This window comes from Desulfoprunum sp. (genome assembly GCF_053613775.1).
In genome coordinates, this window is record NZ_JBSHXH010000006.1 from 21,367 (window position 1) to 37,168 (window position 15,802).

General features: G+C 55.8%; 11 protein-coding genes and 4 tRNA genes. 4 read left to right on the plus strand and 11 right to left on the minus strand.

From position 1 onward, the window contains the following. Window positions 1–644: 644 nt before the first annotated feature. From ACWGKN_RS12920 to ACWGKN_RS12950, 7 genes are all read right to left on the minus strand, one after another. Window positions 645–721: transfer RNA gene (locus ACWGKN_RS12920), tRNA-Asp, on the minus strand. A gap of 16 nt (window positions 722–737) precedes the next feature. Next, window positions 738–813: transfer RNA gene (locus ACWGKN_RS12925), tRNA-Val, on the minus strand. A gap of 73 nt (window positions 814–886) precedes the next feature. Next, the gene (lon, locus tag ACWGKN_RS12930) at window positions 887–3,244 is read right to left on the minus strand and encodes an endopeptidase La (protein ID WP_052160000.1); all 2,358 of its coding nucleotides are present in this window, start codon (window positions 3,242–3,244) and stop codon (window positions 887–889) included. 65 nt (window positions 3,245–3,309) lie between these two features. Next, a complete protein-coding gene (clpX, locus tag ACWGKN_RS12935; protein WP_452095414.1) occupies window positions 3,310–4,569 on the minus strand; it encodes an ATP-dependent Clp protease ATP-binding subunit ClpX in 1,260 nt (419 codons plus the stop codon). Window position 4,570: 1 nt separating this feature from the next. Then, window positions 4,571–5,173 carry an ATP-dependent Clp endopeptidase proteolytic subunit ClpP gene (gene clpP, locus ACWGKN_RS12940; RefSeq protein ID WP_035230054.1) on the minus strand — a complete coding sequence of 201 codons (603 nt, stop codon included), beginning with the start codon at window positions 5,171–5,173 and terminating at the stop codon, window positions 4,571–4,573. 132 nt (window positions 5,174–5,305) lie between these two features. Continuing rightward, the gene (gene tig, locus ACWGKN_RS12945; RefSeq protein ID WP_424256325.1) at window positions 5,306–6,613 is read right to left on the minus strand and encodes a trigger factor; all 1,308 of its coding nucleotides are present in this window, start codon (window positions 6,611–6,613) and stop codon (window positions 5,306–5,308) included. A gap of 133 nt (window positions 6,614–6,746) precedes the next feature. After that, a tRNA-Leu gene (locus ACWGKN_RS12950) sits at window positions 6,747–6,829 on the minus strand. 454 nt (window positions 6,830–7,283) lie between these two features. On the opposite strand from ACWGKN_RS12950, the gene ACWGKN_RS12955 reads away from it, so the two are divergent. The 3 genes from ACWGKN_RS12955 (at window position 7,284) to ACWGKN_RS12965 (ending at window position 10,407) form a co-directional block, all read left to right on the plus strand. After that, complete coding sequence (locus tag ACWGKN_RS12955) at window positions 7,284–8,153, plus strand: thioredoxin domain-containing protein (protein ID WP_035230057.1); 870 nt, start codon at window positions 7,284–7,286, stop codon at window positions 8,151–8,153. Next, entirely contained in the window at window positions 8,125–9,123 is a 999-nt protein-coding gene (locus ACWGKN_RS12960) for a PhoH family protein (RefSeq protein WP_452095415.1), read from the plus strand. Before ACWGKN_RS12955 ends, ACWGKN_RS12960 begins: the two co-directional genes overlap by 29 nt. A 93-nt stretch (window positions 9,124–9,216) precedes the next feature. After that, complete coding sequence (locus tag ACWGKN_RS12965) at window positions 9,217–10,407, plus strand: pyridoxine 5'-phosphate synthase (RefSeq protein ID WP_452095416.1); 1,191 nt, start codon at window positions 9,217–9,219, stop codon at window positions 10,405–10,407. Between the two features lie 96 nt (window positions 10,408–10,503). Here the strand turns inward: ACWGKN_RS12965 and ACWGKN_RS12970 are convergent, their stop codons facing one another. The 4 genes from ACWGKN_RS12970 to ACWGKN_RS12985 form a co-directional block, all read right to left on the minus strand. Beyond that, window positions 10,504–11,658, minus strand: a complete 1,155-nt coding sequence (locus ACWGKN_RS12970) for a glycosyltransferase family 4 protein (protein ID WP_424256328.1) — start codon at window positions 11,656–11,658, stop codon at window positions 10,504–10,506. 83 nt (window positions 11,659–11,741) lie between these two features. Further along, on the minus strand, window positions 11,742–12,488 hold the full coding sequence (locus ACWGKN_RS12975) for a class I SAM-dependent methyltransferase (protein ID WP_424256329.1): 747 nt from the start codon (window positions 12,486–12,488) through the stop codon (window positions 11,742–11,744). A 221-nt stretch (window positions 12,489–12,709) separates the two neighbouring features. Then, the gene (locus tag ACWGKN_RS12980) at window positions 12,710–13,885 is read right to left on the minus strand and encodes a polysaccharide pyruvyl transferase family protein (RefSeq protein ID WP_452095417.1); all 1,176 of its coding nucleotides are present in this window, start codon (window positions 13,883–13,885) and stop codon (window positions 12,710–12,712) included. A 25-nt stretch (window positions 13,886–13,910) separates the two neighbouring features. Further along, window positions 13,911–14,936, minus strand: a complete 1,026-nt coding sequence (locus ACWGKN_RS12985) for an NAD-dependent epimerase/dehydratase family protein (RefSeq protein ID WP_035230121.1) — start codon at window positions 14,934–14,936, stop codon at window positions 13,911–13,913. A gap of 635 nt (window positions 14,937–15,571) precedes the next feature. Here ACWGKN_RS12985 and ACWGKN_RS12990 point away from each other — a divergent pair. Next, window positions 15,572–15,658: transfer RNA gene (locus ACWGKN_RS12990), tRNA-Leu, on the plus strand. Window positions 15,659–15,802 lie beyond the last annotated feature (144 nt).

The window sequence follows — 15,802 nt, forward strand, 5'->3', positions numbered from 1 at the left end:
AAACTGAATCGACCAGATCGTCTACCTCTCCGCAACTATTAAGCAGAAAAATAATAAAGATGACAACAAAAGCACTTAATAGTCTGTTCATATGTTTTATCTCCAGAACCGGTTAGTGAGTTTGTGGTGTAACGGATGTCACCACGCTCGCTGATCAGAAACAACACAAAAAGAGTATATGACAGGATAAAAAATACAACAATATTTCAGATTCATCTGGTTAATGCGTACTATCCTTTATCAAGTTTGTGTCCGAAAAATTGTCTTTGCGTCAACCGGGCTCGTAAGAACCGGCTGAATGCTTTTCACTTAACATCCTTATGTTATTTATTTGAAGTTTTCTGGATTAAATATAACCGAAGCAAGCTTTTCAAGAATTATTAACAAAGCAGTGTGTTTTAGCAACAATTATATTAGGCCTCTTGCAAAATGAACGTCTGAATATATTGTCATTTGGACCTTTGCCGCCCTGTCATTTTGGCTGCAGGGAGAAATCTCCCGTGCAAAGCACGGGTCCAGCGGCAAAGTACGGGATTTCTCGCTATCTCCCGAAATAACGACATTCACCTCCAGGCAGGTGCGCCCTGCCGCGTGCGCAATAAAAAAAGGGTTTCAGCCGTAATGACTGAAACCCTTGATTATGCTGGCGGGGCCGACCGGGCTCGAACCGGCGACATCCGGCGTGACAGGCCGGCATTCTAACCAACTGAACTACGACCCCGAATAAGGTCTGATTGTGGTGGGCGGAACAGGGATCGAACCTGTGACCCTCGGCTTGTAAGGCCGATGCTCTCCCAGCTGAGCTACCCGCCCTCGCAACCAAAGCGTGAGGGAGTTTTTACCAGCTTCGCCTACCCCCGTCAAGCAAAAAACGCGGTGGGAACTATTATAAAACCGCCGCTGTTTTCCTGGAAATCTCAATGTTCTGAGGACGTTTGAACAGACTCTCGCCCTCCTTCATCACGATCGCATGGCGCAGGACCTCGTCCATGTGTTCAACCAGATCGATCGTCAACTTCTTTCGTATCTTGAGCGGGACGTCGTTGAGATCGCGTTCGTTGTCTCTCGGGATCAGCACATGGGTTATATTTCCCCGCTTCGCGGCCAGCAGCTTTTCGGTCAGCCCGCCGATGGGGAGCACCCTGCCCCTGAGTGTGATCTCACCGGTCATCGCCAGTTTATGCCGGACCGGAGCCTTGACCAGCGCCGACACCAGGGTCGTGGCGATGGTGATGCCGGCGGACGGCCCATCCTTCGGGATCGCACCCTCCGGGACGTGGATATGGATATCGAGCTTCTGGTAGAAATCCGGCTCCAACCCGAGCAGACCGGCCCGCGAACGCACGTAACTGAGCGCGGCCTGGGCCGACTCCTGCATGACATCGCCCAGCTTGCCGGTGATGATCAGCTTGCCGGCCCCGGGCATCAGGGTCGTCTCGATCTGCAGCAGTTCACCGCCGACCTCGGTCCAGGCCAGCCCGGTCGTCAACCCGATCTCATCCTGCTCCTCGGCCAGCCCGTACCGGTACTTCGGGGTGCCGAGATAGCCGAGAACGGCCTGGGCGTTGATCCGGTATTTCTTGGTCTTCAGGTTCTTCTTGAGACGATCGCGCGCCACCTTGCGACACAGGCTGGCGATGCTGCGCTCGAGGTTCCGGACACCGGCCTCACGGGTGTAGCGGCGGATGATCTCGAGGATCGCCCCGTCGGTGAGCTGAATGTCGCCGGGCTTGAAACCGTTCTCCTCCAACTGTTTCGGTATCAGGAAGCCTTCGGCGATCTTCAGCTTTTCTTCCTCGGTATAACCGCTGAGCTGGATGATCTCCATCCGGTCCTGGAGCGGCAGCGGGATGCCGTGCAGGTTGTTGGCGGTGGTGATGAAGAAGACCTCGGACAGATCATAGTCGATGTCGAGATAGTGGTCGTTGAAGGCGACGTTCTGCTCGGGATCGAGGACCTCGAGCAGGGCCGAAGAGGGGTCGCCGCGGAAATCCATCGACATCTTGTCCACCTCGTCGAGACAGAAGACGGGATTGGCGACGTTGACCTTCTGCATCGACTGGATGATCTTGCCCGGCATCGCCCCGATATAGGTGCGGCGATGCCCCCGTATCTCGGCCTCGTCGCGCACCCCGCCCAGGGACAGGCGGGCGAACTGCCGCCCCATCGCCCGGGCGATCGACCGGCAGATCGAGGTCTTGCCGACACCGGGCGGCCCGACCAGACAGAGGATCGGTCCCTTGATCTTCTTGACCTGGGCCTGCACCGCCAGGTACTCGAGGATCCGCACCTTCGGCTTGTCGAGGCCGTAATGATCCTCGTCGAGGATCTGCTCGGCCTTGTTGATATCGATGTGCGACTTGGTCTTCTTCTGCCAGGGGAGGTTGACGATGCAGTCGATATAGTTGCGCACGACGGTCGTCTCCGCCGACATCGGCGGCATGTTCTTCAGCTTCTTCAGTTCCTTGAGGGCCTTCTCCCGGGCCTGGAGCGGCATCTTCTTCTTGTTGATCAACTCCTCCAGCTCGGCCAGCTCGTCAAGGCCGTTCTCATTCTGGCCCATCTCGGTCTGGATCTCGCGCACCTTCTCGCCGAGGTAATAGTTGCGCTGGGTCTTGCCCATCCGCATCTTGACCTTGGCATTGATGGCCTTCTCCAGTTCGCCGAGCTCGATCTCCCGGTAGATGATCTCGAGCACCTTCTCGATCCGCGCGATCAGGGTCTCGCTCTCGAGGATCTCCTGTTTCTCCTCGGCCCGCAGCGGCAGGTGGGCGCAGATCACGTCGACCAGCTTGGATGAATCCTCGATGCTGTTGACCGACTTCACCACTTCCTTGGCGATCTTCTTGTTGGTATTGGCAAATTCGTCGAAGAACCGCCGCAGTTCCCGCTCGTAGGCCAGCAGTTCGCTGGTTTTTTCGACGACATCGGGGATCTCCTCGACCTCTGCCTGGAGGAAGAGGTCATGGGGGACGAAGGAGACGATCCGGGCCTTGGTCTTGCCTTCGACCAGGGCCTTGATCGTCCCGTCGGGCAGGCGCAGCAGCTGCATCACCGAGGCCAGGGTGCCGTAGGAGTAGATTTCCTTCTCGCTCGGTTCATCGATCGTCGAATCCTTCTGGGCGACCAGCAGGATCTCGGTCCGTTTTTCCATTGCATCCTCGAGGGCCTGGATGGAGCGTTTCCTTCCGACGACCAGCGGCGCCACCATATGCGGGAAAATGACAATATCGCGAAGGGGCATGAGTGGATAAAGCTTTGTCACAAAATCTCCTTTTTTTCCTGAATGCTCGTGTGGCAAAAGACCTCTCAGGCGGTCTTCAACTTTTCGTCCGGCCCGTAGAGGATGACCGGATAATCGCCGTTGGTGATCACTTGTTCGCTGATGACGCACTCCTGGACATTGCTCTTCGAGGGCAGATCGTACATCACGTCGAGCATCGCCGCCTCCATCACCGAACGCAACCCGCGGGCCCCCGATTTGCGCTCCAACGCCTTTTTGGCAATGGCCGACAGGGCCCCTTCAGTGAAGCGCAGCCTGATGCCCTCCAGGTCGAAGAGCTTCTGGTACTGCTTGGTCAGCGCGTTCTTCGGTTCGCGGAGAATGCGGACAAGATCCTCCTCGACGAGTTCCTCCATCGTCGCGATCACCGGCAGCCGTCCGACCAGTTCGGGGATCAGGCCGAATTTCAGCAGATCCTCGGGCCGGACCGTGGCCAGCAGCTCACCGATCTTTTTCTTCGGCTCGGCAATCACCTTGGCGCCGAAACCGATCGATTTCGTGCCCTGCCGCCGCTTGATCACGTTCTCCAGACCGACGAACGCCCCGCCGCAGATAAAGAGGATATTGGTGGTATCGATTTTCACCAGGTCCTGCTGCGGATGCTTGCGTCCCCCCTTGGGCGGGATCGAGGCGACGGTCCCCTCGACGATCTTCAACAGGGCCTGCTGCACCCCTTCGCCCGAGACATCGCGGGTGAGCGACGGACTGTCGGATTTGCGCGCGATCTTGTCGATCTCATCGATATAGATGATGCCCCGCTGCGCCCTTTCGATATCGAAATCGGCAGCCTGCAGCAGGTTGACGAGGATGTTCTCGACATCTTCGCCGACATAGCCGGCCTCGGTCAGGGTCGTCGCATCGGCCATGCAGAACGGGACATTGAGGATCCGGGCCAGGGTCTGGGCCACCAGCGTCTTTCCCGACCCGGTAGGGCCGATCAGGATGATGTTCGATTTCTGCAGTTCGACCTGCTCGTTGTCCGGCGGGGCGTCGATCCGTTTGTAGTGGTTGTGCACGGCGACGGAGAGCACCTTTTTCGCGTATTCCTGACCGATGACGTAGGAGTCGAGATGGGCCTTGATCTCCATCGGCTTGAGCGATGCGGGCCGCACCTCCTCTGCCTGGCCGTGCCCTCCGCCCTCCTCGCGAACGATCTCGTTGCAGAGCTCGATGCACTCGTCACATATGTATACATTCGGGCCGGCAATGAGCTTCTGCACTTCGCTCTGGTGCTTGCCGCAGAACGAACAGTTGCATTGCGGCTCATTGATCTTGTTGTCAGCCATATTATTTTTCCTCAGCTACATCTTCACGTTTTACAAGTACCTTGTCAATAATACCATATTCCTTGGCATCGCCGGCACTCATAAAGTTGTCGCGCTCGGTGTCGGCCTTGATCCGCTTCATCGTCTGTCCGGTGTGATGGGCGAGTATCCGGTTCAGGTCCTCGCGCATCCGCAGGATCTCACGGGCATGGATGTCGACATCCGTCGCCTGCCCCTGGAAACCGCCCATCGGCTGATGGATCATGATCCGGGAATTGGGCAGGGAATAGCGTTTGCCGTGGGTGCCGGCGGCGAGGAGCAGCGCCCCCATCGATGCCGCCTGTCCCATGCAGAGCGTGGCGATATCGCACTTGACGTATTGCATGGTGTCATAGATCGCCATCCCGGCCGTGACCGAACCACCGGGGGAGTTGATATAAAAGGTGATATCCTTCTCCGGATCCTCGGCCTCCAGGAACAGGAGCTGGGCGATGACGACATTGGCGACGTCATCGTTGACCCCGGACCCGAGAAAGATGATCCGTTCCTTGAGCAGCCGGGAGTAGATGTCATAGGCACGCTCTCCCCGGGGACTCTGTTCCACCACCATCGGTACTAAATTCATGGCAACACTCCTGAAACGGTACGACTGCAAGAGGCAGGGGCCCATTGCAGTCGTCCAGATTGAAATTCACAGTGCGGTGCCCTGGGCGGCGTCCGCTTGTTTCTTTCGCTAATCCCTCTTTTCGGGATACGATCAGGCTTCCTGGGCAAGCGGCTCCGCCGGGGCGACGACAACAGCCTCGTCCCTGAGGAAGTGCAGGATCTTCTCGTTCAAGAGTTCATTCATGAAGGGAAGAAGATCGTCCCGACTCTGGAAGAACTCCTTCACCTTGTCCACCGTCATGTTGTACTGGTCGCCGATCCGCTTGAATCCCCGCTCGAGATCCTCGTCGTTGACCTTGATCCCCTCGACCTCGGCGATCTTCTTGAGGATGAAATCACCCCGGACCCGCTTGGTCGCCATTTCGACATGCTGCTTGGCCAGATCCTCGCGGTTGAGACCGGCGACCTCGAGGCTGATGCCGCTCTTCATCAGGGTCTGCTCGGTCTGCTTGATCATCTGGTCGATCTCGAAGGCGACCAGCCGGTGGGGGACCTCGAACTCGTGCCCCTCGAGAATCTTCTCCATGATCTTATCGGTGAATGCCCCTTCCGCAGCGTGCTCCTTGTCGCGGAGACAACGCTCACGGATCGAATTCTTCAGTTCTTCCAAGGTGTTGAATGACTTATTGACATCCTTGGCAAAATCGTCATCAAGCTCGGCCAGGACCCGCTCCTTGATATCCTTGACCTTGATCCTGAACTCCACTTCCTTGCCGGCCAACAGCGGATTGGGATGTTTTTCCGGGAAATTGACGGTGTGCGAGCCTTCCTCGTCCTTGTGCATGCCGACCAGTTTTTCCTCGAATTCCCTGCCCATACGGCCCGCCCCGACATCGACCGAATAATCTTCGTTCTTCACCTGCTTGATGGGGTTGCCCTTGTGGAAACCCTGGAAATCGATGACCACGACATCGCCTTCGGCAATCACCCGGTCATCGACGGTCTGCAGCACCGCCATGTTCTTCTGCATCGCCTTGAGCTCGGCCTCGATTTCCTCCTCGGTAACTATCACCGGCGCCTTCTCGACCTCGATACCCTTGTAGCCGCCAAGTTCGAACCGGGGTTTGGTATCGACATTGGCCACGTACGTGAAGGTCCCGTCGTCGTTGTATTTGACGCTGGAGATCTCCGGATGCACGACCGGGTCGACACCTTCCTTTTCAATGGCGTCGAAATACGTATCCTGGACAAGCTTTTCACCCACTTCGGCCTCGACCTGAGGTTTGTAGGTCTTCACAATGATCGTGCGCGGCACCTTACCTTTTCTGAATCCTTTGATTTTAATGTCCTTCCGCAGCTTCTCATAGGCCTCGTCGAGCTTCGGTTGGACTACATCTTCGGGCAGGGTGACAGTGATTTTTTTCGTCAAGGTGCTTATGTCTTCGACACGTACTTCCATGAAATTTCATCCTTTCAGTTTAGTTATATGGTTGTGACACCAACATATCGTTTTTACCAACATTTTTCCGCCGGCATCGCAGCCGACGGGCCCAACCGCGGAAAATCCGACGTTATCCGGAATATCAATCACATGGTGCGAGAGGGGGGAGTCGAACCCCCACGCCAAGGCGCCAGATCCTAAGTCTGGTGCGTCTACCAGTTCCGCCACCCTCGCTCGGGAATTCATGTCTGTCAGTATTACAATTCTCCCGTTGTCAACGGAGAATTTCGAACATCTGCCGTGCGGTCACGCCTGGCGATCCGTCCGGTGCGACATGGTTGCCGGCATCTGGCGAGCACCGAACCGGGCACGAATCGAATTTTTTCCAGATGTCATGAGTAATTCACATCACTCACCCCGTCAAGGCGGTACACACGGCCCGGGAATGGATTTCCGGACAGGTAAACTTGTAATAACTACCATCTCGATCCCGCTCTTTCCAGTTCTTTTTCGACGATACCGGCATCAATTCAGGAAAAAGTCAGTATTCACCGATAAAAAGCGTTGCAATCTTCACAAAAAGAATAACAATGGCAGATGCTGTTGGCAATAACCCTGTTTTTTTTCGTTTTTACCCAGCCTTTTCATTTTTTTCCTGAATTCTGCTGCCCATCGAGAGGATTTTTCCATGCGATACTCCACTTTTTTACCGACAACTGTTCTTTCACTGCTCATTGCCGTCGGCCCCCAGGCCTCGGCCGCAACCTATACCGGCAAGGACGACAAACTGGAATGGATCCAGCAGGAAACCTGGGCCACTTCCGGCAAACCCCTGCATCTGGTTCGCTCGCTCGACGGCAAGTACACCTTCATCCTCAACGATCAGCAGCAGATCGTGGTCCATGACCAGGCGGGGGCGATTCAGGGCAGGATACCCGTTGCCAAGGGAGTCAAGGCGATCGATATCTCGCCCCAGGGGGAATTTCTCTACCTCATCGACCAGGATGCCTCCTCCTTCACCGCCATCGCCCTGGATTTCGTTATCACCATCGACACCGCCGGCTCCCCGGTCAAGGGTGACGCCGCGGCCCCGGTGAGCATCATCGTGTTCACCGATTTTCAATGCCCATACTGTATCAAGCTCAATCCAGTGCTCGAGCAGGTCTACGAGAAGAACAAGGGCAAGGTCAAGCTCATCTTCAAAAACATGCCGCTGCAGTTTCACCAGATGGCCGAACCGGCAGCGATTGCCGCCCTGGCCGCAGGCGAGCAGGGCAAGTTCTGGGAATTCCACGACAGGCTCTTTGCCGCCCCCCAGCTCAGCCCCGAGGTCATCACCAAGATTGCCCAGGACCTGGGCCTGGATATGACCCGATTCGAAAGCGACCGGAATTCGCCGCTGCTCCGCCAGAAACTCGGCAAGGACATGTCCGACGCCCAGAAAGCAGGGGTCACCGGCACCCCCACCCTCTATATCAATGGCCGGAAGCTGAAGCAGCGATCGCCCGAGGGATTCCAGGCGATGATCGATGAAGAGCTGGCCAAGGCGGGCAAGTAACGGGACCATGCCTCCACAGCAGATCAGCCAGGACCTGAATTTCCTCGACAACGCCAGCGCCAGCGTTCTGTACGGCGACCTGAACCGGAACCTGCACATCGTCGAAGAGAGCGTCAACGTCAAGATCAACGTGCGCGGCAACGATGTGCAGGTCACCGGCTTTCGCCATGATGTCGAAATCGCCGTCGAACTGCTGACCCAGCTCTACGACCTGATCGGCCGGGGCCACCCGGTGTTCAGCTCCGACTTCGCCTTCGGCCTGAAGATCCTCGGCTCCTCGGCCAAGGCGCGGCTCGACAAGATCTTTCTCGACAAGGTCTACGTCACCACCAACAATCGGATCATCTCGCCGAAGACCCCGAACCAGAAGATCTATATCGACGCCATCCGCAGCAACGACATCGTCTTCGGCATCGGCCCGGCCGGCACCGGCAAGACCTACCTGGCGGTGGCGATGGCCGTTTCGGCGCTGGTCAGCGGCCAGGTCCGGTCGATCATCCTGACCCGTCCGGCGGTCGAGGCCGGCGAGAAGCTCGGCTTCCTGCCCGGCGATCTGGCCCAGAAGGTCAACCCCTATCTGCGCCCGCTGTATGACGCCCTGCACGACATGCTCGGGCCGGAGAAGAGCTTCGACATGATCGAGCAGGGAATCATCGAGGTCGCCCCCCTCGCCTTCATGCGCGGCCGGACCCTGAGCAACGCCTTCATCATCCTCGACGAGGCCCAGAATACCACGCGCGAGCAGATGAAGATGTTTCTCACCCGCATCGGCTTCGATTCCCGCGCCGTCATCACCGGCGACAGCACCCAGGTCGACCTGCCGATCAAGAAGCACTCCGGCCTGCTCGAGGCCCGTCATATCCTCAAGCAGGTCGAGGGCATCGCCTTCTGCAGTTTCTCGAAGATCGACGTCGTCCGCCACCCGCTGGTCCAGAAGATCATCCAGGCCTATGAAACGCTTTCCAGCTGAGACGCCGGTCGCAGCGCCGCCGCCAGGGGCCCTCGTCGTCCATTTCAGGCCGAACTCCCCGCCAATCCCGCTCCACCGAACCACCCTGCCGCCGTGCCGATAGCCCTGTCGACCAATCATCCCCGCGCCGCCACCCTCGTCAACCGGCGGCGGCTGCTACGCCAGGCGGAACAGCTGCTGCGGCACTGCGACGCCGGTGACCGCACCGTCAGCCTGCACCTCGTCGCCGACGCCGAGATTCAGGAGCTGAACCGACGCTACCGCCACAAGGACCAGCCGACCAACGTGCTGTCCTTTCCCTTTGCCGACGGCATCGATCCCGCCCTTGCCGGACTGCCGATCGAGGAACTCGGCGACATCGTCATTTCCCTTGACACTGCCGGTCGCGAGGCGAAAGAATTCAGTCAGAGCTTCGGACACCGGTTGATCTGGCTCGTGACCCACGGCCTGCTGCACCTGCTCGGCTACGATCACGAGCGATCGGAAGAGGAAGAACAGCGGATGCAGGCGAGAGAAGAACAACTGCTTGCACGCCTTACCAACCACAGGAGATTCCCCATGCCTTCCCTTGCCATCAACGTCGACCATGTCGCCACCATCCGCCAGGCCCGTGGCACCATCGAACCCGATCCCGTCGCCGCCGCCGCCATCTGTGAACTGGCCGGGGCCTCCGGCATCGTCGTCCACCTGCGGGAAGACCGGCGCCATATCCAGGACCGCGACGTCCTGCTCCTGCGCCGGACGATCAAGACCCGGCTCAACCTCGAGATGGGCGCCAACAGGGAGATCATCGACTTCGCCCTCGAACTCAAGCCGGACCTGGTCACCCTGGTGCCGGAAAAGCGCCAGGAACTGACCACCGAGGGCGGACTCAACGTCATCGCCCAGAAACGCAAGCTGGCCCAGACGGTGAAGAGCATGGCCGCCCGCGACATCCCGGTGTCGATCTTCATCGACCCCGACCCCGCCCAGATCGAGGCCGCCAACGACATCGGCGCGACCTTCGTCGAGATCCATACCGGCCGGTACTGCGATGCCGCCACCGAACTGGCCCGCGACCAGGAATTCCAACTGGTGGCCGCCGCCGTCGAGGAGGCCTGCCGCATCGGCCTGCGGGTCAACGCCGGGCATGGGCTCGACTACCGCAACACCGCCCCGATCGCGGCGCTGGAAGGGATCGACGAACTGTCCATCGGCCACGCCATTATTTCCCGAGCGGTCTATACCGGCCTGGACCAGGCGGTGCGGGAGATGCTGGCCATCATCCGCGAGGCCAGGTATTGAAAACGGCGCCAGCGCGGCGGGCTGATCGGTGCGCCTCCTGACGAGGGGAACCGGAGGCCGGCGCGGCCGGCAACGGCCATCGGCTGGTGCCCGCCGTCAGGAGATCGACAGCCGGCGATAGAAATCCGCCACTTTCTTCTTGAACACGGGGAGGGAGTATTCGTCCCGCACCCGGTCTCTCGCCCTCGCGCCCAACCGGCTTCGCAGTTCGGCATTGCCGGCCAACGTCAGTATCCCTTGGGCCATCGCCCCGGTTACCGGTTCGACGAGATACGAGATGGTGTCATCCAGCACCTGGGTATGGGTCGCCAGTTTCGTCGCCAGAACCGGCCGACCGGAATCGAGGTAGGAATAGATCTTCATCGGGGTGTTGTTCCCCTGGGTGCGGGGGGACACGAGGATATCCGCCTGGCGGAGATAGGAGCCGAGCATCTCGACCGGCCGTGGGCCGCAGAAAAAGACCCGGTCGGCAATCCCTGCCCGTTGTGCCTGTTGCCGGTAGGCCTCGATATCGCCCTGGCTGCCGCCGATGATCACCAGGTTGAGGTTGTCCTGCTGCCCCGAGGCCTGCCGAAAACCCTCGAGCAACAGGTCGATGCCTTGATATTTCTCCAGATTGCCGACATACATCAGCATGAGCCCGGCAATCCCCAGTCGTTGCCGCAGATCTTCGGCCTCCCCCGCCTCACCTTCGACCAGGGAGATGTCTTCCAGCCGGACGATAAGCTTGTCCGGGGCATATCGCCGGGCGGTATCCTCGAGGGCCCGGCATACGGCGACAACCCCATTGCTGGAGAGTACGGCCTTCTTCTCCACCCACTCCATCGAACAACGCAGCGGCCGCAGCGACGGAAATTTTTCGATGATCTGCAGGGACATCAGCGAATCCATATCGTACACGTAGGGGATCGCGAATAATTTGTTGACCATCATGGCGATGAAAACGCCCTCTTCCACGGCATGGAGGCAATCGAACCTATGGGCCCTGGCCAGTCGGATGGCCTTGACGGCGACAAAAACATCACAGACCAGCTTTTTCAGGGTGAGGCCCGACTTGATGTCTTTGATTCCGAAAACCGCGGCACTCCGGTGGATCGTGACATTCGGGATGGCGATATCCTCTCCCTCATGAAACACCAGCAGGTGGACGGCATGGCCCTGTTCGCCGAGTGTCCGGGCGAGGAGCCTCACGGCGATCGGGGTGCCTCGGTCCTGGTAGAAAGGCTGCGGGGCGATGAGCAGGATCTTCAAGGTGAATGTATCCTCATCCGTTGATCGGCTTCAGGTCGTGGTCTTCGGTTCGGCACAGAGAGCCCGGGCGGTCGGCAGGGAGGTCACCGGTGCCGATCGCTGCGCAGAATGATTGGAGATCCGAAGATTTTCGTGACACCGACAGCGCGAAAAACCGCCTCGACGGTTCGCGACACCAGCGGATTGTTCAATTTGCGATGAATCACCATGGGCAGGAAAAATTCTGGTTTGAATAGTGGTGTTTTGAAGTGATTTGCCTGCAGTACGTCACTCAACTGCTTTCTGGTAAAAAGGATATAGTCCCTGGTATTTCCTTCCATGCTCTTCTTGATTTCGAAGAGGAGATCGTAGAGGATATTGGCACTTCTTCTGTCTGCGTAATCGAGGATAACAACCTTGCCGGCCACACGGCACATCTCTTGTAAAAATCGTTGCCACTGATTGATGTGCGGCAAAAGACGAAAGGCCATGACAACATCGAATTCCCTGTCTCTGAAAGGAAGATTCAGGCTGTCACAGGTTATATACTGGAAACTGAGCGGTTCACAACTGCGATCTACTCGTACCCGGCAGATGTCGGCACTGCCGGTGACCGTCACTTTATAGCCGTTGTCTATCAATGGTCTGGTGAGTTGAGCATGACCGCCGCCGACGTCCAGGACCGAGGCGCCGGGCAGATCCTTCAGCAGATCGAGAGTCAGCCGGGTCTGGGTCTGGAGAAAATAATCACCGACGGGACCGGAAAATCGAGTGGCATAATCATCCGATGCAGATGCGATATCCGCCGTTTCTTCAAAGGTGGAAGGTGATGGGGAGATGGTGTCAGTCAAGCGCAGGCCTCGGTTATGAATATGAAAGACAAGAAAAAGATGTTGGAAATTGAACCCTCCATCCGCCCTTGCCGAAATTATGGTTTATATATTATCGCTCTTTCTATGAGATGTGAGGAAAGGAGATTCAACCAACAAAAAACAACCCTCCGCGTACCATGTGGCCAACAACGGGATTTAAGGATTCTGCGGTTGCGAATGAAAAATAACGCATCGATCAATCATATTCCATCGAGTATGTCGGAGACCAGTCTGACACTATTCCGCGCCTTGTTCTTTTCCACATTTACAAGAGGTAACATATTTTCTCTGGTTTGACCTCTTTGCTCCCACGCTTTCAACATTATCTGTGAAAGATTTTCGACGGAAAGATCCTCAAAATTTATCGTCCAATCGCCCTGTCCAATCGTTCGCATAAACCCGGCACTTTTGGGATAGGCGTTGATATTCACCATTGGGGTATTGACCGCTGCACAAAAGATGAGTGTGTGGGTGCGCAATCCGGCATGGATATCCAATCTCTGCAGTAATCCGGCTATCTCTTGATAGGTAAACTCGCTATTGGTTACAATGCGCACCTTATCTTTGTTCTTCATCTGCTGCACGCATTCATCAGTAATCTTCAGGTCCATGACCTGAGTAACGGTAAAAAGAACATCGACATCCAGTTTTTCGATGAGGTTGTCAACCGTACAGCCGATAATCCTGACAAAATCCTTCCTCGTCAATGCGCCAGGCTTGCTCCAGTTGTCGATATACGCGTTGACATTCATTCCTATCGTTCCGTTTGCACCCTTAAAGAGATCTTTTTGTCGTATAATTGCAGCCATACGCTCCTCTGAAGGCACTGGCGTGTTGAGCGCACAATCCGCATTTATAACAATTTCGGGATGGGAAATATTCAATTTTTCGATCAGATTCCTGGTATTGCAATCTCTGGCGATCACCAACCTGCTGGCATTCATCACTTTTTGCAGGGCCTCCCGCCCTGCGGGATGATCGATAGGACCTATGCTGGCATTGTAGAAGACAATCGGTATCCCACGCTTGAAACAGCCATCAGAAAACAGGGATATTGATTTGAGATAATTCACAAAGGGATTATGCAGCTTTCGATCAAACAGGATATTGTCCGTTATCAAAACCATCTCGGTTCGAGTCATCGCCAGATAGAGTGGCAGGCCGAAATTTTTCAAGGCCAGATTCCACGGCATGAGCCCCATCGGCTCCACGGAATGACGGCCGAAATGTTTTTTTATGAAAGCGGGGTCGAGAGAGGGTATTCGAAAATGAATATCCTGACGGAAAAGGGCAAAATCATCGAGCAGATTGCCCAATATCGCGTTATCACCAGCGTTTCTTCCTGAATTATTACCAAGGACCGTTATGGTTCTCATTGAACAGTACCGTCTGATAGTAGAATTACGGCCTAAGCCACCCCTGATCTGCATACCACCGAGCCGTATCTATAATACCTTCCTTATTCTTATGCCGGGGAAGATAATCAAGTACATTTTTCATCTTGCTGACATCAAAACTCCTGTCCTTTGAGTAGAACGCGGCCCTTCTCCGATATATAGGCGGTTCTATGTGAAATGGCTTGCAAATCATCTCACACAGATCACCAAGAAGATAAAACGGTCCAATCGGAAGACGCACCACCGTACTTTTTTTCCCGAAATAGCCTGCTACGATGGCGGCAATATCGGCAATACCGATAGATTCCTCCGCCCCACAGATAAAGGCCTCTCCTACCGCTTTCGGATGCGTGGCCGCTACCAGCATGGCATTCGTCAAGTCATCCACATGAACGAGATGGTACAGACATTTTCCGTTTCCCAACAATGGAAATAATGGCTTGAGCGCCATTTTGAACAGCTTCAACAGACGCCTGTCTCCAGGACCATAAATAGCCGCCGGCCTGATGATGGTGTACGGTACTGTATTCTTTTGTGCAAAATCTTTCAGCCAGAGTTCGGCTTCGAGTTTTGTCGATTGATAATCATCTCCAGGGCTGAACGGATATTCTTCCGTTGCCGGAGGAGTGGAGATATGGCCGTGAACACCGACCGTCGAAGTATGAATATAGCGCTTGAACGATGGTTGTTTGAGTGCTTCTCCCACAAGCAGCTGGGTACTTTTCACATGGACGTTCCAATAATCCTGTCGAGTGCTCTTTGCCTCCCTGAAGGCCGCTGCGAGATGAAATATGTATTCCTGGCCGGCCACGGCTTCGACAATTGTCCTCTCATCGAAAACTTCTCCTCTAACCCATCGGATATCGAGATTGTTCAATGGAGTTACGTCAGAGCTTTTTCTTGCAACAGCGCTGACCCTCGATCCGGCGGAGACGAGCTTTTTCGTTAAATTAATCCCGGTAAAACCGGTTGCTCCAGTAACTAGCACCGGGGTTCCGGGTGGGATCCTACAAAGATTTTCATCAACCATATATCTAATCTCCTTCATTCAGACTATAGGCCTTCATTTATCCTCACCGGATGAAGTGTATTGCACGTACGAGCCACTTGCAAAATACACGTCCCTCTACCCTGTCATATCGGCCGCAGGGAGAAACCTCCGGTGGTAAAATACGAGATGTATCGGGCGCTCCAGCTGCGCAGCCGCTGAAGCGCGTCAGGCCTCGGCAAACAAGCCTGGCCGCCTGTGCCGGCATTGCACCGATCTGCAGATCGATGAATGTCGGCGGTGACTGTTCGAAATCTCCAAGCCCCGGAATGAGCTAGATAAACCCTGCTATAAACCATGCCGATTGCGAACTTGCAATGGGAAACATTCCTAACTTATACGCTACTTAACGATAGCGTCTGGTCTCAACGTCAGTTGCCGTCTTTTGCTGTTTGATGCGTTGTTCTCCAACGGTCCCTATCGCCTTGAACCAGCTTTTGTCGGCAGCCAAGCCAGAATCCGCCGTATCATCATACGTTTGTACCTCGAAAATAAATATTTCAGATGGAAATGTATGTAAATTTGCATGAAAATTATGCTATTGACATCGAATAAGATGATATGAACACATAGTACTGATTGGCAATGATTAAAAATTAGTATATTTTGCCGTAGTCGCCTGGGTGGTGGAACTGGTAGACACCCGGGACTTAAAATCCCGTTGCCGCAAGGCAGTGCGGGTCCGACTCCCGCCCCAGGCACCAGATTGTCAGGAGGTCAAGGATTCTTCCTTGCCTCCTTTTCTTTTTCTGACCAGCAGACCAGACAACAGAAAAGATCAGGGCGGCTGGCCGGCAGGGATTCCCCCGGTCGCAAATTTCTGCGTTGACCCGCCCAGCGCCAACTCC